The sequence below is a fragment of the Neorhizobium sp. P12A genome, assembly GCF_008365395.1.
Lineage (GTDB): Bacteria > Pseudomonadota > Alphaproteobacteria > Rhizobiales > Rhizobiaceae > Rhizobium.
This window is the reverse complement of sequence record NZ_QOVX01000018.1, coordinates 17,730-41,243: the sequence shown is the minus strand read 5'-3', so window position 1 is coordinate 41,243 and position 23,514 is coordinate 17,730. Positions and strand designations below refer to the sequence as shown.

General features: G+C 57.6%; 20 protein-coding genes and 1 pseudogene. 11 read left to right on the top strand and 10 right to left on the bottom strand.

Annotated elements, in window-relative coordinates; translation table 11 throughout:
- The first annotated feature begins 15 nt into the window (after positions 1 to 15).
- Positions 16 to 2,370: a hybrid sensor histidine kinase/response regulator gene (locus DTW90_RS29570; RefSeq protein WP_149343022.1), complete on the top strand. Its 2,355-nt coding sequence runs from the start codon at positions 16 to 18 to the stop codon at positions 2,368 to 2,370.
- 192 nt (positions 2,371 to 2,562) lie between these two features.
- On the opposite strand, the gene DTW90_RS29565 is transcribed toward DTW90_RS29570, so the two are convergent.
- Entirely contained in the window at positions 2,563 to 2,862 is a 300-nt protein-coding gene (locus DTW90_RS29565) for a metalloregulator ArsR/SmtB family transcription factor (RefSeq protein ID WP_149343020.1), read from the bottom strand.
- Between the two features lie 322 nt (positions 2,863 to 3,184).
- Here DTW90_RS29565 and DTW90_RS29560 point away from each other — a divergent pair, with 322 nt between their 5' ends.
- The gene (locus DTW90_RS29560) at positions 3,185 to 3,595 is read left to right on the top strand and encodes a PAS domain-containing protein (protein WP_132528385.1); all 411 of its coding nucleotides are present in this window, start codon (positions 3,185 to 3,187) and stop codon (positions 3,593 to 3,595) included.
- Here the strand turns inward: DTW90_RS29560 and DTW90_RS37825 are convergent.
- Together DTW90_RS37825 and DTW90_RS29555 are read right to left on the bottom strand one after the other, a co-directional pair.
- Positions 3,592 to 3,823, bottom strand: a pseudogene (locus DTW90_RS37825) (IS630 family transposase); the annotation flags it as partial. The gene DTW90_RS29560 and the pseudogene DTW90_RS37825 sit on opposite strands and share 4 nt — an antisense overlap.
- A gap of 22 nt (positions 3,824 to 3,845) precedes the next feature.
- A complete protein-coding gene (locus tag DTW90_RS29555) occupies positions 3,846 to 4,337 on the bottom strand; it encodes a DUF2165 domain-containing protein (RefSeq protein ID WP_149343018.1) in 492 nt (163 codons plus the stop codon).
- A gap of 392 nt (positions 4,338 to 4,729) precedes the next feature.
- Between DTW90_RS29555 and DTW90_RS29550 the strand changes: the two genes are divergently transcribed.
- From DTW90_RS29550 to DTW90_RS29530, 5 genes are all read left to right on the top strand, one after another.
- On the top strand, positions 4,730 to 8,161 hold the full coding sequence (locus DTW90_RS29550) for a response regulator (RefSeq protein WP_149343016.1): 3,432 nt from the start codon (positions 4,730 to 4,732) through the stop codon (positions 8,159 to 8,161).
- On the top strand, positions 8,158 to 8,997 hold the full coding sequence (locus DTW90_RS29545) for a CheR family methyltransferase (protein ID WP_246665104.1): 840 nt from the start codon (positions 8,158 to 8,160) through the stop codon (positions 8,995 to 8,997). The genes DTW90_RS29550 and DTW90_RS29545 overlap by 4 nt, the downstream gene beginning before the upstream one ends.
- Positions 8,985 to 9,560 carry a chemotaxis protein CheB gene (locus DTW90_RS29540; protein WP_246665103.1) on the top strand — a complete coding sequence of 192 codons (576 nt, stop codon included), beginning with the start codon at positions 8,985 to 8,987 and terminating at the stop codon, positions 9,558 to 9,560. The genes DTW90_RS29545 and DTW90_RS29540 overlap by 13 nt, the downstream gene beginning before the upstream one ends.
- A 28-nt stretch (positions 9,561 to 9,588) precedes the next feature.
- Positions 9,589 to 11,112, top strand: coding sequence for a response regulator (locus DTW90_RS29535; RefSeq protein WP_246665102.1), 1,524 nt, complete (start codon positions 9,589 to 9,591; stop codon positions 11,110 to 11,112).
- Positions 11,113 to 11,395: 283 nt separating this feature from the next.
- Positions 11,396 to 12,274, top strand: coding sequence for a LysR family transcriptional regulator (locus tag DTW90_RS29530; RefSeq protein ID WP_246665101.1), 879 nt, complete (start codon positions 11,396 to 11,398; stop codon positions 12,272 to 12,274).
- Here the strand turns inward: DTW90_RS29530 and DTW90_RS29525 are convergent, their stop codons facing one another.
- The 3 genes from DTW90_RS29525 to DTW90_RS29515 all read right to left on the bottom strand — a co-directional run bounded on the left by DTW90_RS29525 (position 12,275) and on the right by DTW90_RS29515 (position 15,411).
- Positions 12,275 to 13,003, bottom strand: a complete 729-nt coding sequence (locus DTW90_RS29525) for an SDR family oxidoreductase (protein WP_207910653.1) — start codon at positions 13,001 to 13,003, stop codon at positions 12,275 to 12,277.
- Positions 13,004 to 13,329: 326 nt separating this feature from the next.
- On the bottom strand, positions 13,330 to 13,947 hold the full coding sequence (locus DTW90_RS29520) for a cupin domain-containing protein (protein WP_149343008.1): 618 nt from the start codon (positions 13,945 to 13,947) through the stop codon (positions 13,330 to 13,332).
- A 453-nt stretch (positions 13,948 to 14,400) separates the two neighbouring features.
- Complete coding sequence (locus tag DTW90_RS29515; RefSeq protein WP_149343006.1) at positions 14,401 to 15,411, bottom strand: alpha/beta fold hydrolase; 1,011 nt, start codon at positions 15,409 to 15,411, stop codon at positions 14,401 to 14,403.
- Positions 15,412 to 15,733: 322 nt separating this feature from the next.
- On the opposite strand from DTW90_RS29515, the gene DTW90_RS29510 reads away from it, so the two are divergent.
- A complete protein-coding gene (locus DTW90_RS29510) occupies positions 15,734 to 16,327 on the top strand; it encodes an ankyrin repeat domain-containing protein (RefSeq protein ID WP_149343004.1) in 594 nt (197 codons plus the stop codon).
- 14 nt (positions 16,328 to 16,341) lie between these two features.
- A complete protein-coding gene (locus tag DTW90_RS29505) occupies positions 16,342 to 16,857 on the top strand; it encodes a YHS domain-containing (seleno)protein (protein ID WP_149343002.1) in 516 nt (171 codons plus the stop codon).
- 12 nt (positions 16,858 to 16,869) lie between these two features.
- Here the strand turns inward: DTW90_RS29505 and DTW90_RS29500 are convergent, their stop codons facing one another.
- The 4 genes from DTW90_RS29500 to DTW90_RS37315 all read right to left on the bottom strand — a co-directional run bounded on the left by DTW90_RS29500 (position 16,870) and on the right by DTW90_RS37315 (position 20,354).
- Complete coding sequence (locus tag DTW90_RS29500; protein WP_149343000.1) at positions 16,870 to 19,065, bottom strand: adenylate/guanylate cyclase domain-containing protein; 2,196 nt, start codon at positions 19,063 to 19,065, stop codon at positions 16,870 to 16,872.
- 455 nt (positions 19,066 to 19,520) lie between these two features.
- Positions 19,521 to 19,787, bottom strand: coding sequence for a DUF1488 domain-containing protein (locus DTW90_RS29495; RefSeq protein ID WP_149342998.1), 267 nt, complete (start codon positions 19,785 to 19,787; stop codon positions 19,521 to 19,523).
- 65 nt (positions 19,788 to 19,852) lie between these two features.
- Entirely contained in the window at positions 19,853 to 20,119 is a 267-nt protein-coding gene (locus tag DTW90_RS29490; protein WP_132527573.1) for a hypothetical protein, read from the bottom strand.
- A gap of 88 nt (positions 20,120 to 20,207) precedes the next feature.
- Positions 20,208 to 20,354: a hypothetical protein gene (locus DTW90_RS37315; protein ID WP_188080098.1), complete on the bottom strand. Its 147-nt coding sequence runs from the start codon at positions 20,352 to 20,354 to the stop codon at positions 20,208 to 20,210.
- Between the two features lie 494 nt (positions 20,355 to 20,848).
- Between DTW90_RS37315 and DTW90_RS29485 the strand changes: the two genes are divergently transcribed.
- Both DTW90_RS29485 and groL read left to right on the top strand, forming a co-directional pair.
- Positions 20,849 to 21,145, top strand: a complete 297-nt coding sequence (locus DTW90_RS29485) for a co-chaperone GroES (protein WP_132527571.1) — start codon at positions 20,849 to 20,851, stop codon at positions 21,143 to 21,145.
- A gap of 63 nt (positions 21,146 to 21,208) precedes the next feature.
- Complete coding sequence (gene groL, locus DTW90_RS29480) at positions 21,209 to 22,834, top strand: chaperonin GroEL (protein WP_149342996.1); 1,626 nt, start codon at positions 21,209 to 21,211, stop codon at positions 22,832 to 22,834.
- Positions 22,835 to 23,514: the final 680 nt, after the last annotated feature.

Genomic DNA, 23,514 nt, shown 5'->3' with positions numbered 1-23,514 from the left:
TCATTGGCGGCATCCATGGATGACGATGCCAAACCTGCGGCAGGCACATCTGACGCTCTTGAAGCGGCGCAACGCCGTTTGCACCTTACCCTTGACGCGGCCGGCGCGGTATGCGCGTGGGAATGGGATATTCCCGCCAACCGCCTGCTTGCCGACGCGAGATTCGCGGCGATAACTCGCCAGGATCCCGTTGCGCTCGCCGACGGAGTCTCGCCGGACCACTTTTTTGCGTCCATTCATCCTGATGATCTGAAGCGCGTAAAACTGGCAGTAGCCGGGATCCTCGCCGGGTCGGAAGTCTTTTCCAAAGAATACAGGCTCGTACGGAATGACGGTGGATATCGCTGGGTGCACGCGAGGGGCCGCACGATATTTGACGACAATGATGAGCCCATCAAGTTCACAGGCGTGCTCGTCGACATCACCGAGCAGAAGCGGATACACGAGCAGCTCCGGATCGCTCAATCCGCGGGCGGGATCGGGACGTTCGAACACATCGTCGGCTTCGGGACGACCACCGTCTCCGAACAGTTCTGCCACCTGTTTGGGCTGCATCCAACCAGGGTTCTACCTGTTCGGACACTCAACGACCTCATTCACCCCGCTGATGAGCCGCTGATCGATCTGACCGATCCAAACGGACTTCAGAACGAGCGCAACATTGAGTTTCGGGTAAGGCGCGCAAATGACGGCCAGGAGCGGTGGCTGGCGCGGCGTGGCGAGTATGTCGACGACATCGAATCGAACGGCCGACGTTATGTCGGCGTCATCTTTGACGTCACCGACGCAAAGCGGACGCAAGAAAGCCTGCACCAAGCCAATCAAAAGCTTTCGGAAATCGCTCGGGACAGTTTGCGCGACCGGGACCGCGTTTGGAAGAATTCGCGCGACCTTTTGGTAGTCATCGGGACGGATGGTGTGTTTCGCGACGTCAGCCCGTCGTGGCAGCAAATTCTTGGCCACTTTCCGGAGGACGTCGTCGGAAAACAAGTCCTCGACCTCGTGTGGGCCGAGGACAGAGACCAGGCTCAACCCGATCTGAAGAAGGCGATCGAAAATGTCTACGCTGAGCTCGAAGTCAGCCTGACGCATGCGGACGGCTCGCAGCGGATCGTCTCCTGGATGACGTCGCGGGAGGATGACCTCGTTTATGCTTATGGCCGCGACATTACTCTCGAGCGGCAACAAAAGGCGGTTCTTGAGCAGACGGAAGATCAATTGCGCCAGGCCCAGAAAATGGAAGCTGTTGGCCAATTAACCGGAGGTATAGCCCATGATTTCAACAACATGCTCACGGGTGTCATCGGAGCGCTATCGATTATAAGGCGAAGGATCGCTGCGAACCGGTTGGATGACCTCGACAAGTATCTGGACGCCGCCTCGTCATCCGCCCATCGCGCCGCGGCGCTGACGCATAGACTTCTCGCGTTTTCTCGACGCCAGTCTCTGGAGCGTCATCCGATCGACCTGACGCAGCTCATTGCCTCTATGGAGGAGCTGTTCCGGCGGACGCTCGGCGAGCGGGTTGAGTTACTCATCAAAACCACTCCGGACACCTGGAAAGCGGTGACGGATGCCAATCAGCTCGAAAGCGCGGTGCTCAACCTCGTGATCAACGCACGCGATGCCATGCCGGACGGTGGCAAGCTGACGATCGAAACGTCCAATGTCGTCTTAGGCGAGGCGGATCTTGCCCGCGGTGAAACGTTGCGACCGGGCAGCTACGTTGTCCTGGCCGTAAGCGATACCGGCATAGGAATGTCGCAAGCAACGATTGAAAAAGCCTTTGAGCCGTTCTTCACGACAAAGCCAATCGGACAAGGGACCGGTCTTGGGCTGTCGATGATCTACGGTTTCGCGCAGCAGTCCGGGGGCCATGTCCGAATCTACAGCCAAGTTGGCGTTGGAACGACGATAAAGCTCTACCTGCCTCGGAGCGTGGAGGAAGTCGGTGCTCAAAGCACCGATGTCGGCGAGGATTTCGTTCCGCCCCGGGGTGAAGGCGAAACAGTCCTGGTTGTTGAGGACGACGATGCTGTTCGGATGCTGGTCGTGGATGTTCTCAAAGATCTCGGTTACCGGGTTTCCGAGGCGATCGATGGTACGCAAGCATTGCCACTGATCGAGGGGAAGAGCCGTATCGATCTGCTTGTGACCGATGTCGGTCTACCCGGACTGAACGGTCGTCAGCTTGCCGAGATCGCTATCGCCGCCCGCCCCTCGCTGAAGGTTCTATTCATCACTGGATACGCCGCGACGGCGGCGTCACGAGCCGATTTCCTGGCGCCCGGAATGGAAATGATCACTAAGCCATTTGCAATTGACGATCTTGCGCAGAAGGTGAAGGAAATTCTCACGACTTCTGCCTGATATGGCAACCGAGGTGTCAAAATGTGATGCGCAACGCAGTCGCGCGCTGAACTTGAGCTTATGAGAGCAGCGCACGCAGAAACGCAAACATCGTGTGCCTGTTAGCTTTCCGGCGTGCGATCGCCACAGAAGAAGCGTGCGAGGTATTCGCGGATGCTGCGATGAAAGCGGGACGCTTTTGTGATTGCATTCTCAGCTGGCGCGCGGCAACTGAGCTGAGGGCGCATAGACATCCCGCAGAGCGGTCAACATCCTTAGCACAGCCGGGTTGTCGCAACTGTAGTATATTGTCTGCGCATCTCGGCGTGTGTTGACCAGTCGCTTCTGGCGCAGCTTCGCGAGTTGCTGTGACAGCGCTGATTGGCTTAAACCGATTTTCGCGCTGAGCTCACCAACCGACACTTCCCTTTCGGACAGAATCTGTAGCACTTCCAGACGGCGTGGGTTGGACATCGCGTCAAGCAAACTGGCGGAGTTCGCAACATCAAACATAGTATCTATTCATCCTTGGAAAAAGCGGCGGGCACCTGATAACAGATTTCTTATATATGACAAAGAAAATATTAGTGTCCTACTAATGAGCTTGGTGTCTCAATTGGCCCGGAACGGCAGCCGTCTCCTGGCATTGGGACACTCGCCAGCGCCTTGGCAACGGCTAACATCCCGCTTTGGCAGATACTGGGAAAACTACGCGCGTTCGCCGAAGCAAATGTCGCCGGCTAATGAAAACGTGTATGATATCCAGAGCATACAAGCTTGAAGTCGAATTGAATAATATGAGTTCACAAAGAACTATGCTCTCGGGATGGGACATATGACGCGAGACGAACACGCAGCGTTTGTAGCGGAGATATTCGAGGGCGACGTTCCGGAAGCTGGAATATACACGTGGGATATCCAGAAAAATCTTGTCTTCGCGGACGCGGCGCTGGCTGATCTATTCGGGCTCGATCCGGCGGAAACAAAACGTGGGCTGCCTCTGGAAGCCTATCTTGCGCGCGTTCATCCCGACGATCGGCCTATGCTCGCCAAATCCATCAGCCAATCAATCATAGCCGAAAGTCCGCAACAGCATCCCTACCGGGTTCGCGGACGCCATGGCGCCTATACGCCGGTGACAGCGTTTGGTCGTGCCTTCCGAGATCGAGCCGATACGCCGGTGCTCTACTCTGGGATCGTCATTCCGACAGCCTCGCTGGACCGAACCGACACTCGCGCTCACTAGCTTATAAGCCCGCGTTTGACGGCTGCGATGTTTTTTCGGGGTTCTTGGTCTGGGCGAACGGCCTTGGGCTCAGATTGTGCTCGGCGATATAGCGGTTGATAGCGCCTTGGAGATCGATGATCGAGTGGAAGGAACCGCACTTGCTGCGCCGCTCGTCAAGATGGCGAAGAAGCCCTCGATAGCATTGAGCCTCGATGTGGATGTGGGCGTAAAGTGGACAGTGAAGCGCGGACGGCGCGCCAGGAAACGATCAGGCCATCGCCGCTTCCGGGAGAAGTAGGATGACCATGACAACGCCAATCATCGCGATGAAATCAAACGCCTTCTGCTCGCCGTTCCAGATCTGCGATTGCCACATCGCGAACCACTCGCCGCCGACGGATATGAAACCCACGGCAAAGAGCAGAATTCCGAGGGTCAATCCTGCGGCTGCCAAGCTTTTCCTGCGTCCAAACTCGTCACTTCTCACGACGGCCAGGAGGCGGACGGTTCCCACCCAAAGAAGCAATGGGGTTACGGTTTCGACCGCGATGATGGAGAGGTAGCCAGCCTCCTGGAGAGTGGGGTTCGCGATCGCCCGCCAATGGAGGTTGGAGTTTGCGAAGGTCGTGCCCATCGACAAGACCTGCTGTACAAACAGCCAATTGCTGCCGTAGTCGGTGATATTGCCAAACGCGACTAGTGTGAAGAACAGCGCGATTGCCGCAATTAGCGCCACCTTGCACAGTCTGACGAGAACCATGTCTCCCCTCTCCATCTCGATTGGTCCAATCCTGTAGCGCCGAAGCTTTTCTGCCACCGGAGGGATCCATCCACGGGCGCGATCAAATATGAGTTTAGTCCAAGACATGGGCCCGACAAGCTTTCCTCTTATCGGCAGGCATACACCGTTAACTCGACCAAGGGCGGCCGGATATCCGATCGCTTTGCTGGGACGGCCGCACCGGGTCGTTGCGACCGCGTCCCCCAGGTTGATGCGCAAGACCGTGCTCACTCGACCACCTCGCCTGGCGCCGTTGGGCTTCTTGATATCGCACTTGCGCGCGCTAGATCGTGCGAACTCAGTTGATTTCGAGAACAGTCACTGACTTAAACATTTACGCCGCATCAAACGCATCTTTCGCACGAGTTTTCATGAAACAGAGCAACGTTCCAAATAACCGCGAGCGGCGGTTGGGCCTTGATCCCGTCGTCGCATTCAGTCTCGCGGGTGCTATCGTGTTTTTTATTATCAGCGGAGCGATCGCCTATTTCAATCTCCAGAAGCTGCGGGACGACAATCAAAGGATCGTCCATTCCCATGAGGTGATCATCGCCCTCGATGACTTGCTGTCGAGCGCCCAAGACGCAGAAACCGGACAACGTGGCTTTCTGTTGACCAATGACGAGCGGTATCTCGAGCCTTATAATTCAGCTTTGACGGCGATTCCGTTGCGGCTCGACGAAATCGCCGAGCTGACGAGCGACAACCCTGCGCAACAACCCAATATCGCGACCCTCAAGGCGCATGTTGCGGCGAAAATGGCAGAACTCAAGGAAACGATTGACCTCCGGCGAACTCAAGGCCTCTCCCCTGCCCTGACCATCGTCAATTCTGACCGCGGCAAGATCGAGATGGACGCCATCAGGGCGCAGCTTGAAACGATGGGCAAGGTCGAGGCGGATCTGCGCGCACAACGGCTGGCCGAAATGAACGACGCCTACAATACGGCGCTCGTCAGCAGCATCCTGTCGGGGGTTCTCGGACTGCTTCTGACCACGGCCATCGGCGTTTTGATCCGTAGAGCAACGCTTGCTCGCCGGCGCGAGGACTGGCTGCAAGCAGGTCATGTCGGACTGAGCTCGGTGATCATTGGCGATCAACGGATCGAGCAGCTCGGCAACAGCATCCTGGAATTCTTGGCGAAATATGCAGGCGCCGTCGCGGGCGCGATCTTCGTCGGTGACGACAACGTCTATCGTCGTGCCTCGACTTATGGCGTCCCTCAAGGAGCTGACCTCCCGGAGCAGTTCAAACCGCGGGAGGGTCTGCTGGGCCAGGCGGCGGTCGAAAGCCGGCCTATTCTCATCGCCGACGTTCCCGACGGTTATCTTGCATTTGGCTCGGCACTTGGGCGGGACAAGCCAAGACATCTGGTGATCTCGCCAGGCAACGTCGACGGATCCGTCAACGCGGTAGTCGAACTCGGCTTCCTGCGCGCGGTCGATGAAAGCGTGCTGGCTCTGCTTGAGCAGGCCTCTTCTTCGATTGCCACTGCCGTTCGCTCTGCAAAATATCGCAACGATCTCCAAAATCTCCTTGAGGAAACGCAGAGACAGTCCGAAGAGCTGCAGGTTCAGGGCGAGGAATTGCGGGTCTCGAACGAAGAGCTCGAGGAACAAAGCCGGGCGCTGAAGGAATCCCAGGCCCGTCTTGAACAGCAACAGGTCGAGCTCGAACAGACGAACTCTCAGCTCGAAGAGCAGGCCCAGCAGCTAGAAGGTCAACGCGACGAGCTGGAGCGTGCCAATGCATCGATACAGCTCAAGGCGCGCGAACTTGAGCAAGCCAGCCAATACAAGTCGGATTTCCTTGCCAACATGTCACATGAGCTCAGGACGCCGTTGAATTCTTCGCTGATCCTTGCCAAACTTCTAGCGGACAACTCCGAGGAAAACCTGACGGAAGAACAGGTCAAATACGCGCAGACGATCCAATCATCCGGAAACGACCTGCTGAACCTGATCAACGATATCCTCGATCTGTCGAAGATCGAAGCGGGTCATGCCGACATTCGTCCCGAGCCGGTTGTCGTCGAGCGGCTCACCATCAACCTCCGACAGCTCTTCGATCCGATTGCGCAAAACAAGCAACTGCAATTCGACGTGGAAATCGCACCGGAATGCCCGATTGCCATCGAGACGGATCTGCAGCGTCTCGAGCAGGTCCTGAAAAATCTTCTGTCCAACGCCTTCAAGTTCACCGATCAGGGCAAGGTCAGTCTGTTCGTTCGAAGCACTGGCGACGGCCGGGTCGCGTTTTCGGTCACCGATACGGGGATCGGAATCGCCGAGGAGCAGCAGCGGACCATTTTCGAGGCATTCCATCAGGCGGACGGCACGATCAGCCGAAGGTTCGGCGGCACGGGCCTTGGCCTGTCGATTTCCAAGGAACTCGTCCGCCTGCTCGGCGGCTCCATCCACCTTACAAGCCGCCAGGGGCAAGGCAGCACGTTCACGATCACGCTGCCGGAAGCCTATGACCCCGCGACCGTCGCGCCCCGCGAGGTCCGCAATACGGTTGCGACCGCTGCTCCCGCGGTGCCGCAGGTGGCATCGGAGCAAGTACCCTTCGCGCGGCGCAGCTTCGTCGACGACGACCGTGCGACATCTTCCGACAACAAGCGGATCCTGCTTGTCATTGAAGACGACGATACGTTTGCGGCGATCCTGCGCGATCTCGCGCGCGAAATGGGTTTCCGGGCACTGGTGGCAGGCACTGCCCAGGATGCGCTGGCGCTGGCCAAACAGTTCCTGCCGAGCGCGATCGTCCTGGATGTCGGCCTTCCCGACCAGTCGGGGCTTTCAGTGCTCGACAGACTGAAACGCGACGTCCGCACACGACATATCCCGATCCACATCGTGTCAGCCACCGACTACTCGGAAACGGCCCTTTCACTTGGCGCCGTCGGCTACATGCTAAAGCCCGTTCAACGCGAACAACTGGTCGACATCCTTCAAAAACTCGAAGCCAAGCTTTCGCAGCGCGTCCACCGGGTACTGATCGTCGAGGATAACGAGATCCAGCGCGAGGCGGTCACGAAACTCTTGTCGTCGCATGACGTCGAAACCGTCAGCACCGGAACTGCTGCGGAATGTCTCGAGCTGTTGAAAGCCCAGACCTTCGATTGCATGGTCCTCGACCTGTCCCTTCCAGATGCGTCAGGCTATTGGCTCCTGGAGACGATCAGTCAGGATAGCGAGCACCCGTTCCCACCTGTCATCGTCTACACTGGTCGGGTGCTGTCGGCCAACGACGAACAGCGGCTGCGCCGCTATTCGAAATCGATCATCATAAAGGGGGCGAAGTCTCCGGAGCGTCTTCTCGACGAGGTTACTCTCTTCTTGCATCAGGTGGTTTCCGACCTGCCGGACGAACAACAGAGGATGATTCGCAAGGCCCAGAACCGGGACGCGCTGCTCGAGGGCCGCCGAATCCTCGTGGTCGAAGACGACGTCAGGAACGTCTACGCGTTGACCAACATCCTGGAACCGCGCGGGGCCATCATCGAGATCGCCCGCAATGGTCAGGAGGCTCTGGACCGCCTTGCGCAAGCATCTCAGCAAGGCTCTGCAATCGATCTCGTTCTCATGGACGTCATGATGCCTGTGTTGGACGGACTGACCGCAACACGCGAGATTCGTAAAAACCCCGATTGGAAAAAACTGCCGGTCATCACGCTGACGGCGAAGGCGATGCCGGACGATCAGCAGCGATGCATCGAGGCAGGTGCCAACGACTATATGGCCAAACCGCTGGACGTCGAAAAACTCCTATCCCTCGTGCGTGTGTGGATGCCCCGGTGACAGAAACACATCCGCTTGAAAAGATCGAAGACATCGAGATACCACTGCTGCTGGAGGCGCTGTATTTGCGCTATCACTACGATTTCCGCAACTACGCCATGGCCTCGATCAAGCGACGCCTGCGGCAGGCGCGCGAGCAGATGGGGTTCGCGACGATCTCGGCGCTGCAAGAAGGCGTCCTGCACGATCCTGCCATGCTACCCCGGTTGCTCGGTTACCTGACCGTGCAGGTGAGCGAGATGTTCCGCGATCCGGGATATTTTCGAGCCATCCGTGAGAAAGTGGTGCCGCACCTTCGCACCTATCCTTCGCTGAAGGTCTGGGTCGCAGGCTGCAGCGGCGGCGAGGAATTGTATTCTCTGACGATCCTGTTCCGAGAGGAAGGCCTTGAGCAGCGCACCCTGTTTTATGCGACCGACATCAATCACGACGCCCTCCAGACTGCCCAAGCGGGAATCTACGAGCTGGACCGCATCCGGCTGTTTACGGAGAACCATCGAAAATCCGGCGGAAAATCTTCGCTATCGGATTACTATCGCGCCGCATACGGTAGGGCGTCGTTCGACAAGACGTTGCGCGATCAGGTAGTGTTCTCCGACCACAGTCTGGTCACCGACGCCGTTTTCGGCGAGATGAACCTGATCTCCTGTCGGAATGTTCTGATTTACTTCGACCGCCGGCTACAAGATCGCGCACTGGGATTGTTTAAGGACTCGTTGACAAGGAAAGGTTTTCTGGGCCTCGGTGCCAAGGAAAGCCTGCGATTTTCCGATCATGCCGGATCGTTCAAGGACTTCGTGCGTGAGGAAAAAATCTACCAGAGGTGGGACCATTGACCGAAACCCGCCCTCGAGCCGTGGTGATAGGGGCCTCCGCGGGCGCGCTTGAAGCCCTGTCGGTAATTCTTCCCCCCTTGGCCGCTGATTTTGACATACCGGTGATCGTCGTGGTTCATATCCCCCCGGACAGGCCGAGTGTTCTGGCGGAGCTCTTTCAGGCGAAATGCCACCTCCGCGTTTTGGAAGCCGAAGACAAGGAACCTATCTATGGCGGCACGGCCTATTTCGCGCCGCCGGACTATCATCTGCTGGTCGAAGCGAATGGGACACTGTCGCTGTCGAGCGACGAGCCCGTCCTGTTTTCACGTCCGTCGATCGATGTTCTGTTTGAAAGCGCAGCGGATGCCTATAGTGACGGCCTGGTCGCGATCGTCCTGACAGGCGCCAATGAGGATGGTGCAAGGGGAACGAACGCAGTCATCAAGGCCGGGGGTACTGCAATCGTCCAAAGTCCAGATGGCGCGTTTGCATCCGCGATGCCGGAAGCGGCCATCGCGATGTGTCCTTCGGCAAGGATTATGTCGTTAGACGCGATCGCCGAATATCTGCAAAAGGTTTAAAGTAATCATGGGCCCCGTTTCTTTTCTGTTGGTCGACGATCTGGAGGAAAACCTCCTGTCCCTCGAAGCGTTGCTGCGGCGCGACGGCCTGGTTCTGTTGAAGGCCCGGTCAGGTGACCAGGCGCTTGAACTTCTCCTCCAGCACGACGTGGCACTGGCGCTCGTCGATGTTCAGATGCCAGGCCTTAACGGCTTCGAACTGGCTGAGCTGATGCGCGGCAATGAACGTACGCGCCGGGTTCCGATCATCTTCGTCACCGCCGGTACGACCGACAATCAACGCCGGTTCAGAGGGTATGAGGCAGGTGCGGTGGATTTCATCCAGAAGCCGATCGAGCCGGACATCCTCTGCAGCAAGGCGGATGTGTTCTACGAGCTCTACCGGCAGCGACAGCAGATCGCCGCCCAACGGGACGAATTGGAGGTGCATGCACAAGCGCTGAAGGAAGCCGATCGCCGCAAGGACGATTTTTTGGCAACGCTTGCGCATGAATTGCGCAATCCGCTGGCACCGCTGCGCAATGGCCTCGATATTCTGCGGCGGAATCCCGACGGAGGAAATGCCGCCGAAATCCGCGACATGATGGATCGGCAACTGGTCCATCTGGTGCGATTGATCGACGACCTGTTGGACGTGTCGCGAGTCAGCCAGGGCAAGATCGAGCTACGAAAGGATCGAATCAAGGTCGAAGATGTTGTCGAGGCTGCGATCGAGGCGTCTCGACCCCTCATTGATTCGGCTGGACATTCCCTTAAAACGGATATTCCGCCCGAGCCGCTTTGGGTTGATGCAGACCATACTCGCATGGCGCAAGTTATCGGCAACCTGTTGAACAATGCTGCCAAATACACTCCCAGTGGCGGCCAGATCTTGATTTCGGCGCGAAAAGTCGATGGCGATGTTGTCATCGATGTGAGGGACAACGGGATCGGCATTCCCGGCGAAATGCAATCGAAGATCTTTCAGATGTTTGCTCAGGTTGACGACCACCTGGAGCGAGCGCAGGGCGGTCTTGGCATCGGTTTGGCCTTGGTCAAGCAACTCATGACCCTGCATGGCGGTGTTGTTACCGCAACAAGCGCTGGCGTCGGCCAAGGCAGCGAGTTCAGCCTTCGGTTACCGCTTGCCTCCCCGATCGAGCAGGAGCATACCGTTCTGGTGGCGGAAGGCCAAAACCCATCGCCTCCCCCGATGAAGGTGCTCATTGTCGATGATAATATCCTGGTGGCCCACACACTCGGAATGATGTTGGAGGAGATGGGCCACGCATTTGACATGGTCCACGACGGACGCGACGCATTACCCGCGGCGAGAGCATTCCGGCCCGATGTCGTCCTTTTGGATATTGGCCTGCCCGGCATGGATGGGTATGAGGTTTGCAAAGCGTTTCGCCAGGAGGAAGATTTTCGAACCCTTCCAATCATCGCCCAAACGGGCTGGGGTCAGACGAAGGATAAGACGCAAGCTTCAGACGCTGGCTTCACTCGTCACCTCACCAAGCCAGTCGGTCTGGATGATCTGGAAAAAGCTCTCGCGAGCCTCGCTCACTGACCAACACGGTTCGAGATAGCTCAGGCGATATCGCGCGTGTTGCCATGGTCCTTGGCTGAGGCCGTGTCCAGGTGCGCTTCATAGAGGGGCGGGAGGAGCCCTATTGGCGGCATGAGGTGATCTTCGTATCACTCGCTCGTCCTCGGAAGGAACGCACAGAGGAACTGCCGTGCCGTGCCGTGGAGGACCGACCGCATGGTGGAGCGTATCGACTCATGCCCGAGCTCGTTTCGCAGGGTAGATAGACTCTCCTCTTCAAGGATCGATCAGAATGAATCCCAGATTGCTCAAGACCTTTCAGTCTGTTGCTCGCCACCGCAATATAACTCGTTGTGCAGCGGAACTGCACCTTTCTCAGTCGGCGGTGAGTGATCAGGTTCAGGCGCTTGAGGCCGACCTGGGAGCCAAGCTGTTCCTTCGGTCCAGAGGAGGGTTGGAGCTGACGCCCGCGGGCGAGGTCCTCATCACCTATGCCGAGGAAATCCTATCGTTGTCGCAGGAAGCTCGAGCAGCTGTTGCATCTGTCGCCGGCTCGGCCGGGCGCGGGCTGACGATTGGGGCCCTCGAAACGATCGCACGTTCAAAACTTCCTGAATGGCTAACCTTTTTCCGGGGAAGACACTCGGACGTCGCAATCCGCCTGAAGGTCGCGGGCAGTGGCGATCTCATACAGCAACTCGACACCGGCGGGATCGACGTCGCCTTCTGCTTCGATCAAGGTCGCGTCGATAGCCGCCTGGCGACAAGGCTGGTTGTCAAAGAGCCTTTGGTCTTGATCACCCCGGTGGCCGGACGATCTGCGCTTCAAAACCCAACGTTGGCTGAGCTTGGGTCGGCCTCCTTCGTGGCGACAGAAGTCGGATGTGTCTATCGCGCGTTGTTCGAGCGGGCATTCGTTGACGCCGGAATCAGTTCACCAAAGCCTGCCATAGAAGCCGGCAGCATCGAAGCCATCGCAAAATTGGTCGGAACGGGCGCCGGCATCAGCCTGGCACCGCGGCTCGCCGTCGCTGACGCGCTTCGCCGCGGCGAGCTCAGCGAGATGCCGTGGCCAGGCGCCGCTCAAACTGCCTCGCTTGTGATGGTATGGCGGCGTAGGCGTGTTCTCCCACCAGCGCTGAAGTTGCTGCTGTCAGCTCCTGCGGACATGTTTGGTCGGTAGCTAGATCAACCGATGTCCACCTTCCACATGTAATACTGTGCCTGATGTGAATGTGTTGCCCATGAGAAAGGAAATCGCGTGGGCAATATCTTCCGGTTTACCGACTCGTCCCACCGGAAGGCGCTCGGCCATCGCCTTCAGTGTCGCGTCCTTCCTGTCTCCGGCGACAAATTCCCATATCGCAGTGTCGACCCAACCAGGTGAAACAGCATTGACCCGGATCGGCGCCAGTTCAACGGCAAGCGCGCGCACCAAGCCTTCGAGAGCAGCGTTGACGGAGGCAACGACCGATCCCCGTGCAGACGGACGGTACGCCGCGATTCCTGACGTGTAGGTTATGGAGCCTGAAGGCGCTAGGACCGGCGCTCCATGTTTCGCAAGTAGAAGCGGTCCGTAGAACTTGCTTGCCACCACCCTTTCCGCCGCGGCGAGATCGAGTGCCGGCAAAAGTTCGTAGGCACCCTCAATATCGGCAGCCGTGCTGACGATGTGGTCCAAGGGACCGGTCTCTTGGAAGAGATGGGCGACCTCCCGCTCCTGTGTGATATCTGCGACAACAGTGCGAAGGGCTGTTGGGTTTTGGAGGCTCTCCGCGGCTGATTTCAGTTTCTGCTCGTTGCGCCCGACCACCGTGACAGTCGCACCGGCCGCGAGGCAGGATTTTGCCAGCGCAAGCCCCATCCCCGAGTTCCCTCCGACGATTAGAATTTTCTGATTTCCAGTTTCCATGTTTGCCATCCTTCATCCGTTTTGCTGGGCGACTTCACTTGCCACTTGCGCCAATGAATGGAAAACGGACAGAATCGATAATGCAATCGGAGATTCCGATAGTCGCACAGTGCTGCGTTTGCTGAGGGCGGGCATTCAGGCTATCAAGCCTCACGCTCTGTGAGCTTGTGGGTGGCCGGACTGGGATCTATGAGTGTCGCCGTTCGACGGCGACAAGACAGCTTACTGCGATGCGAGATGCAACCTCAGGATCGCGTTCAATGAGCCTCACAGACGATTGCTACGGCCTGGGGACAATTCTCCCGCCTTGATAATTGCCACTTCGCTCAGTCGAGGCTGGCTGGCGAAGAGAAGGGCCGATTGGCGTCCATCACGAAGATGGCCAGCTCATCGAGATCGATTGTGCCGGCGTTGAACACCTCCATCGGCGTGTCAGGCCCGTGTCCGGTCATGGTCATGCCGGCTTCAGTATAGGTCACGCCGTGGGGCGTTTTCTGACCAAGCTTGCCGGCCAGGACATAGAATGCCTCGGACCCAGGATGCGTATGGATTGCGGTCTTGGTGCCGGGCGCTCCACCGGCGCGGTTGACACGCAGCAAATACTCACTCGCGCTGATCGGCGGAAGGGGGCCGATCTCGGCGACCTTTGTTCCGCCTCGTGTGGATCCATCCTTGGGTCCGAGCGTGAACAGCCAGATCTTGCCTGCAACCTCCGCCGCAAGCGAGGTCGGACCCGCCGCATCCTGCGCATGCTTCAGCGTCGGGAAATTCTCCAGCCGCCAGTACAATGGCCCAGACGGCAGCTCTGTGAGCTTCTTCTCAACCACCGGCTTGATGAAGAATTTGTTTTCTTCGGAAAGTGCGGCTGAAGTCATCAGCGCGAAAGCAGATAGGGAAATCATAAGCGCGCCGATATGGCGTAGGCTGAGGGATCGCAGCTTCATGGTTGGTCCTCCTACGGTTGCTTCGTTGGCGGGCCGCTCGACGGTGGATATGGTGTCCCACGATGCCAATCCAAGGCGATGCGCCGCCCTCCAGTCTCGCAATGTCACGGCATCGCGATTAGCCCCAACAAGCGAAATATCGTTGCTCGAATGTCGTCGAGAAGTCACGAGCGGCAATGGCTCGCCGGCATATCGATGCAGCTCCTCCCTTCGATTGCATTTCCGATCGAACATTCTACCACAGTTTGAGGCCGCGTGACCATGACACCGCTTCGTTCGTAGTATTTTGGCAGATGTGACAGACGATCGGATGGCGGGAAGCGTCTGATCCAGACCATGCGCGCGGCCTCCCCGACCATTTTGACTGGATGCGTACTTGGACTGTCACGCGAAGTTCCTACGCGTGGCGGTGGCGAATTCTATCCGCCTGCACCTCACAACGTCGACTTCGGACTATTTCATCCAGTCCTCTACGGCACGCCGCAGAAAGTGGAGATCATCTTTGTTGTCTTTTGGACTGCCGGCACGATGGCCCCATATGGAAGGAATCGGCCGCAACTCGGCGTCGACGAGATGGGGAATATCGGCAGCATTATCGGCAACGGGGAAGTAAAGATCGGTTCGCCCCGGCAGGAGCAGCATGCGGGCGCGTATCGCATTGAGCGCGGACACCAGGTCGCCTTGGTATCTGTCATTGGCGCTGATATCGGAGGCAATCCAGGTACAAGCCTGGGCATATAGATCTGCGGCTGGCCTGCGGGAGAATCCCGGCTCCCAACTGTCGGTGAGGAAATCCTCCAGCGTCGCGGCATCCGTGCTGCTTAAATGCAGTCCGGCGCGGTACCAGTCCTGGCTCATCGCCCAGCCGGCATAGATGCGGGCAAAGGCACGCAGCGCCGCGCGGGGCTCTGCCGAAAAACGGCCACGGCCAAGGTGTTCCGGCGCCGCCTCGAGGGTTGCGAGCAACGACAGCAGAAATACCTTGTTGTGGGGCGCCGTCCGGGCACTGCCACACACGATGATGGCGCGCTCGACGACTTCGGGAAAGAGCGCCGCCCAATGATAGGCCTGTTGGGCGCCCATGGAGAAACCGTAGACACAGGCTACCTGCTCGATTCCGAACACCTCCACCAGCAAACGCTTCTGGGCACGGACATTGTCGGCGGTCGTCACAAGGTCCGGATAGTCCGGCGTATTGGAAGGGCTCGACGACAACCCATTGCCGAACATGTCCGGCGTTATGATAAACCAGCGCGTGGGATCGAGAACCTTGTCGGGCGCGATCTGCCATTCCTGGTCGGTGTGCTGGGCGCTGTAACTGGTGGGAAAGACGACGACGTTGTCGCGGCCGGGCGAGAGCGTACCATAGGTCTTCCAATTCAGGCTCGCGCCGCGCAGCACTTCGCCCGACTGCAGCGCAAGGTCGCCGAGCTCGAAAAGGCCCGTTTTAGTCGCAATGGTCATGGGCTTTTCTCCTGGGATCTGCGTGTCTTGCCTTCGAGCGCCGCTCGACGCGGCGGGAACCTAAGTCCGGGGTGGGTTTTGTCAACGTCATTATCGCATGGAGGCAGCCAACGTGCGCGGTAAAGTCGCGGCAATTCTGGCGCCTGTGCATGCGGGTCTATCCGTGACAGTGAAATTAAGTAGATGTGATGGAAACTGAAACTAATTGGCTCAGAGAAACTGCGGGCCGCAATTCGCCGCAGATGGGCGCGCTCCACGATTGCGCTGCCGGGTTATTGGCCAATCAGCTGGTAGGTAATCCTGGATTATGCTATTGGTAGAAATGCGATGGCTTCTGGCGCTACCGATTGCTGGATTTGCTGTAGCGAGCCCGGCTGCATCTGAGCAGTCGTTGTTCGATGCGGTCGTGTCTGGCGATACGCACGCTATGGAGCAGGCGCTGGCTAGCGGCGCGGATGTCGAGAGCCGGGCGGCTGATCAGGCTACGCCGCTCATCGTTGCTGCACTGGACAATCAACCTTCGATGGTTGAACTGCTGTTAGGCAGGGGCGCTGACGTTACTGCGCGCAATTCCGGTGGCTTCACGCCGTTGCACGCGGCTGCCTATGTCGGCAGCGCCGCGATAGCACGACAACTTCTCGCGAAAGGCGCACCGCTTGACGATGCAGACAATAAGGCAGGCGTCACACCGCTGATGGTAGCGGGCGAGGAAAATCATGTGGAAGTTGCCGAGTTTCTGATCGCACAGGGCGCTGACATCAGGCATCCCGAAATTCATGGTTACCTGCCGATCACGCGTGCTCTCTGGAAAGGGAACAAGGATATCGTTCATCTTTACAAGCAGCACGGAGTCATGTGCCCGCCGGCAAATGTTGTCGGCAGTGAGGAGTGGTATCAGAAGTGCTTGAGCGACTGATTGGAGGAGGGATCATGATCAAAGTGGCCTCACACCGCAAACGCGAAAGACGTATGCTTGCGATTGAGGGAGCTGCATTGCTTTCCCTTGCGCTTGCCTATTCCACACCGGTGCTTGCGGATGGCACTGTCAATACGGGCTATTTCGGTGGAGTTGCCATCAATGGCTATGACCCCGTCGCCTATTTCTTGGATAACAAGGCGGTTAAGGGCTCGGAGAAATATGCCTTCGATTGGCTGGGGACGCCCTGGTACTTTGCCAGCGACGAGCACCGTGAGCTGTTCAAGAAAGATCCGGTGAAATATGCGCCGCAATATGGCGGCTATTGCGCCGCGGAGGTCGCCGGCTCCGGATCGGTCACCGTCAATATCGACCCGGAAGCCTTTGCGATCCTCGACGGTAAGCTATATCTTACATACGACAAAGTGGATACGCAAGATTTTGTGACGCATGCCAGCGAAGCAGTGCCTAAGGCTGAAGCCAATTGGCCAAAAAAGCAGGCCGAGCTTGCGAAGGATGACTATCACTGAGGTGAACGAGGTTTAGTCGGCCGCCGAGAAGTGGAACACCTTGCCCGAGTTGACATAGGTGTAGCCGTCGGTTTCGCCGCTGCGTCTGTAAACAGGGCCGCAATCGGGCCGCCCAAACATATTCTCGCTCTGCTCACACAAGAGGTCCTGATCGACATAGAGCTTCGCTGTGTACATTCGTGTCATGGAGCGAAATCCCGCATTTCCATCTTTTCCGATCTGCAGGATGGCTGGTTGACCGCCGGGTTCGAGTTGGCCTTGTAGCGTGTGGCCAAAAATCAGGGAAGCCAACGCCGCGCCATTTACCCGGTCCTTTTCGTCCGCGGTAAATCCAAACGGCCACTCGGGTAAGCCGGCCTGGCGCAACGCGTCTATGATAAGAGCCAAATCCTGGGCGTTGCGAAAGTGAGCGTAGCTGATCCGCCAGTCCGACAACGACCGTTCATTGAACGTTTCCGAACCGGACAGCAATTGCAAACCGCTCGCAAGCGACGCTTTCGCCTCCGGCAGGCGATTGGCACGCGCATAGGCCGCAGCGAGCACTATGCGGAACTCGCTGACCGCCGGTGCGTCGTCGCGCGTGCGTTCGAGGGTCTCGACGGCTCTTGCAGTGTCATCATTCAGAAGGAAGACAAGGCCGGCGACTTCCCGATCAATGGCAGATAGATTGGGGTCGAGCCTCAGCGCAGACTCTACGGCCTCGCTCGCCTCGGCGTGGTTGCCTGCAAACAGCTGAACGTAGCCGAGTGCAATCTGTGCCGCCACATCTCCCGGGCCGAGTGCGACAGCTCGCTCCGCAGAAGCGGTTGCTTCCTCGTAACGGCGATCCACGACTTGCACAATGCCAAGAATAGCGTAGGGCGATGAGAGGTCCGGGTCCAGTTTCAAAGCAAGGCTTGCCTTTTCGTAAGCTCTCCTCCTTGCAAGGGCGCTCTGGATTATGTCGTTGAAGTTAGTGCGCCAGACGTTGACAGACGTGCGCGCGTCAAAAGCAAAGGCCTCAGCGAAAGAGGGGTCCAGCTCTTCCGCCTTTTCATAAAATGCCAACGCTTGTCGTAGCCCCTCGCGCTTGCCGGTGCGCGCTGCCTGCTCGCCTCGCAGGAAGTTATCGTAGGCCTCGAGATTCGCCGTCGGCACCCGCGACAGTCGCATTGCTTCCGTAGCCGAAGGCACTATGCCGAGGGCGCTTACAAGCTCTCGCCGCATATCGTCCTGAATGGCGACGACATCCGCCGCGCTGCGGTCAAAGCGGTTGGCCCAGACACTCTTCCCACTCGTCATGTCGACGAGCTGTACATTGATACGAAGTTGTTCGCCGACCTGCCGAACGCTGCCTTCGACCAGGTAGCGCACGTTCAGCGCACGCGCCGCGTCTACGAGGACGACAGGCTTGTTTTTATAAGCGAAGACGGAATCGCGGGCGATGACATCCACGCCGGAAAGTTTGGCGAGGTCGGTGATCAGATCTTCGGTGATGCCATCGGAGACGTAGTCCTCCTTTGGATCGCCGCTGAGGTTGGCAAACGGTAGGATCGCGACCGACGTGCGTTGTGGCATTGTGGGGTTACCCCACTCGAACTGCCACGCGAAGGCGGATACAACCATCAGCAGCGCTGCAATCCCGATTGCCGACAGGACTATGGTGCGGACACTCGGCCGACGGGACCTTGCTGGAACTTCTCCCGCCTTGCTGGAATCGAGATGAACACGGTAGACCCGAACCGGGTCCGGAATGTTCTTGAGCCGCAGCTCGCCAAGGTTTGTGAAGCCCACGTCAGTCTTGTGAAAGACGTGATCGAATGCGGTGCCCGATATGCAGATGCCGCCAGGCTCGGCCAAGCCCTCCAGCCGCGCGGCAACATTGACGCCGTCACCGTAGAGATCGTCGTCCTCGACGATAACATCGCCGAGGTTCACGCCGATACGAAAGCGAATTTTCCGCGCTTCCGGGACGGCCGGATCGTGCTCGGTCATCCTTCGTTGGATCGCTGCGGCGCACTGGACTGCATCGACCACGCTGGCAAACTCGACCAGCGCACCGTCTCCCATGAGTTTGATGATATGGCCTCGAAACTCCGCAACAGCAGGGTCAAAAAGCTCGCGCCGGCAAATCTTCAGCCGTTCCAGCGTGCCGACCTCCTCATTCCCCATGAGGCTGCTGTAGCCCACTACGTCAGCGGCCAAGATCGCGGTAAGCCGGCGCTCCATATCTCTGCCTTACTCGCTCCACGCTGGGCTCAGGCAATTTTTGCAAGGTAATCCCCTAGAACGCTATTCTCGAATTCCCCATGTGTCCAGCCGGTCCATGTCATCATCGGGGGTTCTCCGCCCTACAGGGCGTGACGTGAGAATCGGCTGGAGCAAGACAAATGCAGAACCATTGGCGGCGGCGAAATAACCGCAATTTTCAACTCACTTGATCGGCTGTCTTATTGCAACGAGCTCAATTCTCAGTCCGCGGCGGAGTTTGGCTCTGCAGGCCTGACTTCCTTGATGTTCGGGCAGGCCGTTCCCGGGTCTGAGTTTCCTCAAAGGTCGTTCTATCTCCAAAGATCCTCCTTCGCCTTCGTCTTTTTTGTGAATTCAATCATATCGCGTCTGCCGAGGTGGCCGCCATTCGGCAGTATGTGCCTCTCATTTCACACAAAGCCAGAAGAGAATCCTTACCTAAAATCCGCCGGTCCAAGGACAATCAGGTTCTTGCGCTCGGAGGCGTAAACCCGCATGGCGACCTCAAGTATCCTGGTTCGAATTCTATCGAATGCGGCAAGATAGTCTGGTTCCGATGGGTTTGACTGTGTCGGCTCCATTCTTAGTGCATCAGCTTCTACCAGGAACCGAATTTCAAACATGCCATCGTATCCCAGAAAGCGAACGCGCTTGGCCGCTTCGTCAAAGCTTCTGGCACTGTTAGGAAAAGTGATTGTCATGGCGGGTCCTCCAGGCCCTAGGCGTTCAAATCGTGCCTGCTTTCGATCCCAGCCAGCCAACGGAATCACTCGGTTGTCCCAGCATCCTTGGCCAGGGCTGTTTCGATCTCGTGCGAAGATACGGTTACGCGCTGCCTTCTACCCACGACCGTTGCAATCGCGGGTATTTCGAGCTGAGTGGACGTCCTCCTAAAGACCGGGAACGACAAGCCTTCAATTTCCTCCTCATCGACAATGAGTCTATAGGTGCCAGCCTCAAATGGCTTCACGAACGAGCTCAGCTCAAAGGGATGAGTAAAGGTGATTTCAGTCTCAATGGTGCGTTCCGTCATGGCTGACCTCGAAGGTGATGGGATGCCTATTTGCGTTCGTCGCTAGCAGACCTCGTCCTCTGCCGGATCGAACGACTTCAAATCACGGCTACCAGAGAACGCCTCTCAACGTGACATAGACGATGAAAGCGACGCTGAGTGCGGGCGTGGATTTGATAAGGAATTCGATAACGTGGAAGCGATGCATCGATCGCCCAAAGTTTTTCGATAGATTCAGGCTAAAGGCGGAAGACATGACGTCCTCCTTTTTTGGGGCTGGGGCACTCTGTGCACCCACACTCTGCAGCGCCCGTTTCAGATGCTGCAGGTAGTCAATATGTGGGGTCGGTGGATAGGACTTGCAATGCTCGAAGAACCCGGCGTTTGGAGCCGTAACATTTCGGACTGTTTGCTGCCTTAGCGATGACGACTCCACCCGCAGGTGAGCGTCTTCATTGTCGCCCTCCTCTGCATTGAAAGATCTATAGCGCTTTGCCGCCAATGATTTCGGTCTGTCCGTATGCCAGCGCCATTGCGATTTCAGATTTCAGGTCCCTAAACAATTTAATTAAGACCCAAACGATTTTAAGAAAGGGGGTCGCATCATTCCGTAGCTGTTCATTGCTCGGCGAAAATAACTCGGCCAGATGCTACCAACGCACGAATCTCGCTAGCACTCTCAACATAAGACTGCTAAAACGACTTATCGGGATCGGCCATTCGGCTGCGCTCCCGTCGAGGAACCCAGCAATGACAGAGATAAATTTTCGGCCGTTACACGACCGCGTCGTCGTGCGTCGGATCGCGGCTGAAGCCAAGACCAAGGGCGGCATCATCGTTCCGGACACCGCCAAGGAAAAGCCGCAGGAAGGCGAAATTGTAGCCGTTGGAGCTGGCGCGCGCGATGAGAGCGGCAAGATCGTGCCTCTTGATGTCAAAGCGGGCGACCGCATCCTGTTCGGCAAATGGTCCGGAACCGAGATCAAGTTCAACGGCGAAGACCTGCTGATCATGAAGGAAGCCGATGTGATGGGGGTGATCGCCTGATCTTCGGCCTCATCTTTATTCTTTTCATGACGACCATTGGGCGATCAGCCCGGGAGTTTTTCCATGTCTGCCAAACAAATCAAATTCGGCCGTGATGCGCGCGAACAGCTGCTGCGCGGCGTCGACATTCTTGCTGACGCGGTAAAGGTCACGCTTGGTCCCAAGGGCCGTAACGTCGTGATCGACAAGTCCTTCGGTGCGCCGCGCATCACCAAGGACGGCGTCGCCGTCGCCAAGGAAATCGAACTTGACGACAAGTTCGAAAACATGGGCGCCCAGATGGTGCGTGAAGTGGCGTCGAAGACCAATGACATCGCCGGCGACGGCACCACGACTGCAACCGTTCTCGCCCAGGCGATCGTTCGCGAAGGCGGCAAGGCCGTAGCAGCCGGCATGAACCCTATGGACCTGAAGCGCGGTATCGACCTTGCTGTTGCCGCCGTGGTCAAGGATCTGCTGGCCAAGGCCAAGAAGATCAACACGTCAGAAGAGATCGCACAGGTTGGCACCATTTCTGCCAATGGCGAGAAGGAAATCGGCCAGTATATCGCGGATGCGATGCGGAAGGTCGGCAACGAAGGTGTTATCACCGTCGAAGAAGCCAAGACCGCTGAAACCGAACTCGAAGTCGTCGAAGGCATGCAGTTCGACCGTGGATATCTGAGCCCCTATTTCGTCACCAATGCCGAAAAGATGGTGGCTGAACTGGAAGATGCCTACGTGCTTCTGCACGAAAAGAAGCTTTCCAACCTGCAGGCTATGCTACCGATCCTCGAAGCCGTCATTCAGACCGGCAAGCCACTTCTTATCATTTCCGAAGATGTCGAAGGCGAAGCTCTTGCTACGCTCGTCGTCAACAAGCTGCGCGGTGGCCTAAAGATCGCTGCTGTCAAGGCTCCTGGCTTCGGCGACCGGCGCAAGGCCATGCTTGAAGACATCGCTATCCTCACAGGCGGCACTGTCATCTCCGAAGACCTCGGCATCAAGCTCGAATCCGTAACGCTCGACATGCTCGGCCGTTCGAAGAAGGTTTCGATCTCCAAGGAAAACACCACGATTGTCGACGGCGCTGGCGCCAAGTCCGACATCGAAGGCCGCGTTGCGCAGATCAAGGCTCAGATCGAAGAAACCTCTTCTGATTATGACCGCGAAAAGCTGCAGGAGCGCCTTGCCAAGCTCGCTGGTGGCGTTGCCGTCATCCGCGTCGGCGGCTCGACGGAAGTCGAAGTCAAGGAAAAGAAGGACCGCATCGACGACGCTCTGAACGCAACGCGCGCTGCCGTTGAAGAAGGCATCGTACCGGGCGGCGGAACCGCCCTGCTGCGCGCCTCCATCCTCCTCGACATCAAGGGTGAGAACGACGACCAGAATGCCGGAGTGGCCATCATCCGTAAGGCTCTGCAGTCACTGGTTCGCCAGATTGCCGAAAACGCCGGTGACGAAGGCTCCATCGTGGTCGGCCGGATACTGGAAAGCAACACGGACAACTACGGCTATAACGCTCAAACGTCCGAATATGGCGACATGATCGCCATGGGCATCGTCGACCCGGTCAAGGTCGTTCGCACCGCCCTGCAGAACGCAGCTTCGGTTGCCGGGCTTCTAGTGACCACGGAAGCCATGATTGCCGATCTTCCCAGGAAAGATTCTGCAGGAGGCGGGACACCTGATATGGGCGGCATGATGTAAAAAGTCGTTCGGGAAGCTCTGTAGCTGACACAAGGAAGGGGGTTCCGATCAATCGGAGCCTCCGACGTCTGGTTTGAGTCGATTTTGCTGAATAGCTCTGACGTTGCTCAAATTCGCAATTGCAACTAAGGGCGCAGGCGACACAAATCCCCGCACCGCCATCGCCCCAAGCTTTCCGCTGAAAGGGAGCCATAAGACGTTGTTCCGGTAAACGAAATGGAACAAAAACCCTTGTCTCGTTGTTCCATTCTATCAAGCAGGAGACGGCAATGAGCGATGTGATACTGGTCGACTTTCAAACGGTTTGGCGCGTTCCGGTCTTTGTCCGCGGAACGGAAGGCCAAATTGCCGCTATCAGGGGACCGGAGGGCGCCCTTCGGAATCTCAACGAGATGGGCGTGAGCTACGAAAGTACACTACACCGGGCTGCGAAAAGCCGGTGCCTTGCCGCGCTCAAGAGGGCCGGCACTTGCGACGATGCGCGAGATGCATTCGTGGACGCGGTTTTCGAGAGTGGCTCGTTAGTTTAGCTCGCTGATCCTGCTACCCGATCACCATGCTGAGTTGGACGGCCCGGCTCGCGTCTGATGGCGAGGTTGGCGATGGGGCCGTCCGCGATTCGGCTCAATTCCATCTGCTACTATTTCATTGCCTTATTTCTACCTGTCCGCCGGGCTGGC

What these genes read in the sequence shown, in the direction of transcription:
- DTW90_RS29505 (WP_149343002.1), top strand. Translation starts at nt 16,342, where the DNA reads ATGATCAAAGTGGCCTCACACCGCAAACGCGAAAGACGTATGCTTGCG.
- DTW90_RS29510 (WP_149343004.1), top strand. Translation starts at nt 15,734, where the DNA reads ATGCGATGGCTTCTGGCGCTACCGATTGCTGGATTTGCTGTAGCGAGC.
- DTW90_RS29560 (WP_132528385.1), top strand. Translation starts at nt 3,185, where the DNA reads ATGACGCGAGACGAACACGCAGCGTTTGTAGCGGAGATATTCGAGGGC.
- DTW90_RS29550 (WP_149343016.1), top strand. Translation starts at nt 4,730, where the DNA reads ATGAAACAGAGCAACGTTCCAAATAACCGCGAGCGGCGGTTGGGCCTT.
- DTW90_RS29485 (WP_132527571.1), top strand. Translation starts at nt 20,849, where the DNA reads ATGACAGAGATAAATTTTCGGCCGTTACACGACCGCGTCGTCGTGCGT.
- DTW90_RS29525 (WP_207910653.1), bottom strand. Translation starts at nt 13,003, where the DNA reads ATGGAAACTGGAAATCAGAAAATTCTAATCGTCGGAGGGAACTCGGGG.
- DTW90_RS29500 (WP_149343000.1), bottom strand. Translation starts at nt 19,065, where the DNA reads ATGGAGCGCCGGCTTACCGCGATCTTGGCCGCTGACGTAGTGGGCTAC.
- DTW90_RS29520 (WP_149343008.1), bottom strand. Translation starts at nt 13,947, where the DNA reads ATGAAGCTGCGATCCCTCAGCCTACGCCATATCGGCGCGCTTATGATT.
- DTW90_RS29515 (WP_149343006.1), bottom strand. Translation starts at nt 15,411, where the DNA reads ATGACCATTGCGACTAAAACGGGCCTTTTCGAGCTCGGCGACCTTGCG.
- DTW90_RS29495 (WP_149342998.1), bottom strand. Translation starts at nt 19,787, where the DNA reads ATGACAATCACTTTTCCTAACAGTGCCAGAAGCTTTGACGAAGCGGCC.
- DTW90_RS29565 (WP_149343020.1), bottom strand. Translation starts at nt 2,862, where the DNA reads ATGTTTGATGTTGCGAACTCCGCCAGTTTGCTTGACGCGATGTCCAAC.
- groL (WP_149342996.1), top strand. Translation starts at nt 21,209, where the DNA reads ATGTCTGCCAAACAAATCAAATTCGGCCGTGATGCGCGCGAACAGCTG.
- DTW90_RS29555 (WP_149343018.1), bottom strand. Translation starts at nt 4,337, where the DNA reads ATGGTTCTCGTCAGACTGTGCAAGGTGGCGCTAATTGCGGCAATCGCG.
- DTW90_RS37315 (WP_188080098.1), bottom strand. Translation starts at nt 20,354, where the DNA reads ATGTCTTCCGCCTTTAGCCTGAATCTATCGAAAAACTTTGGGCGATCG.
- DTW90_RS29490 (WP_132527573.1), bottom strand. Translation starts at nt 20,119, where the DNA reads ATGACGGAACGCACCATTGAGACTGAAATCACCTTTACTCATCCCTTT.
- DTW90_RS29570 (WP_149343022.1), top strand. Translation starts at nt 16, where the DNA reads ATGGATGACGATGCCAAACCTGCGGCAGGCACATCTGACGCTCTTGAA.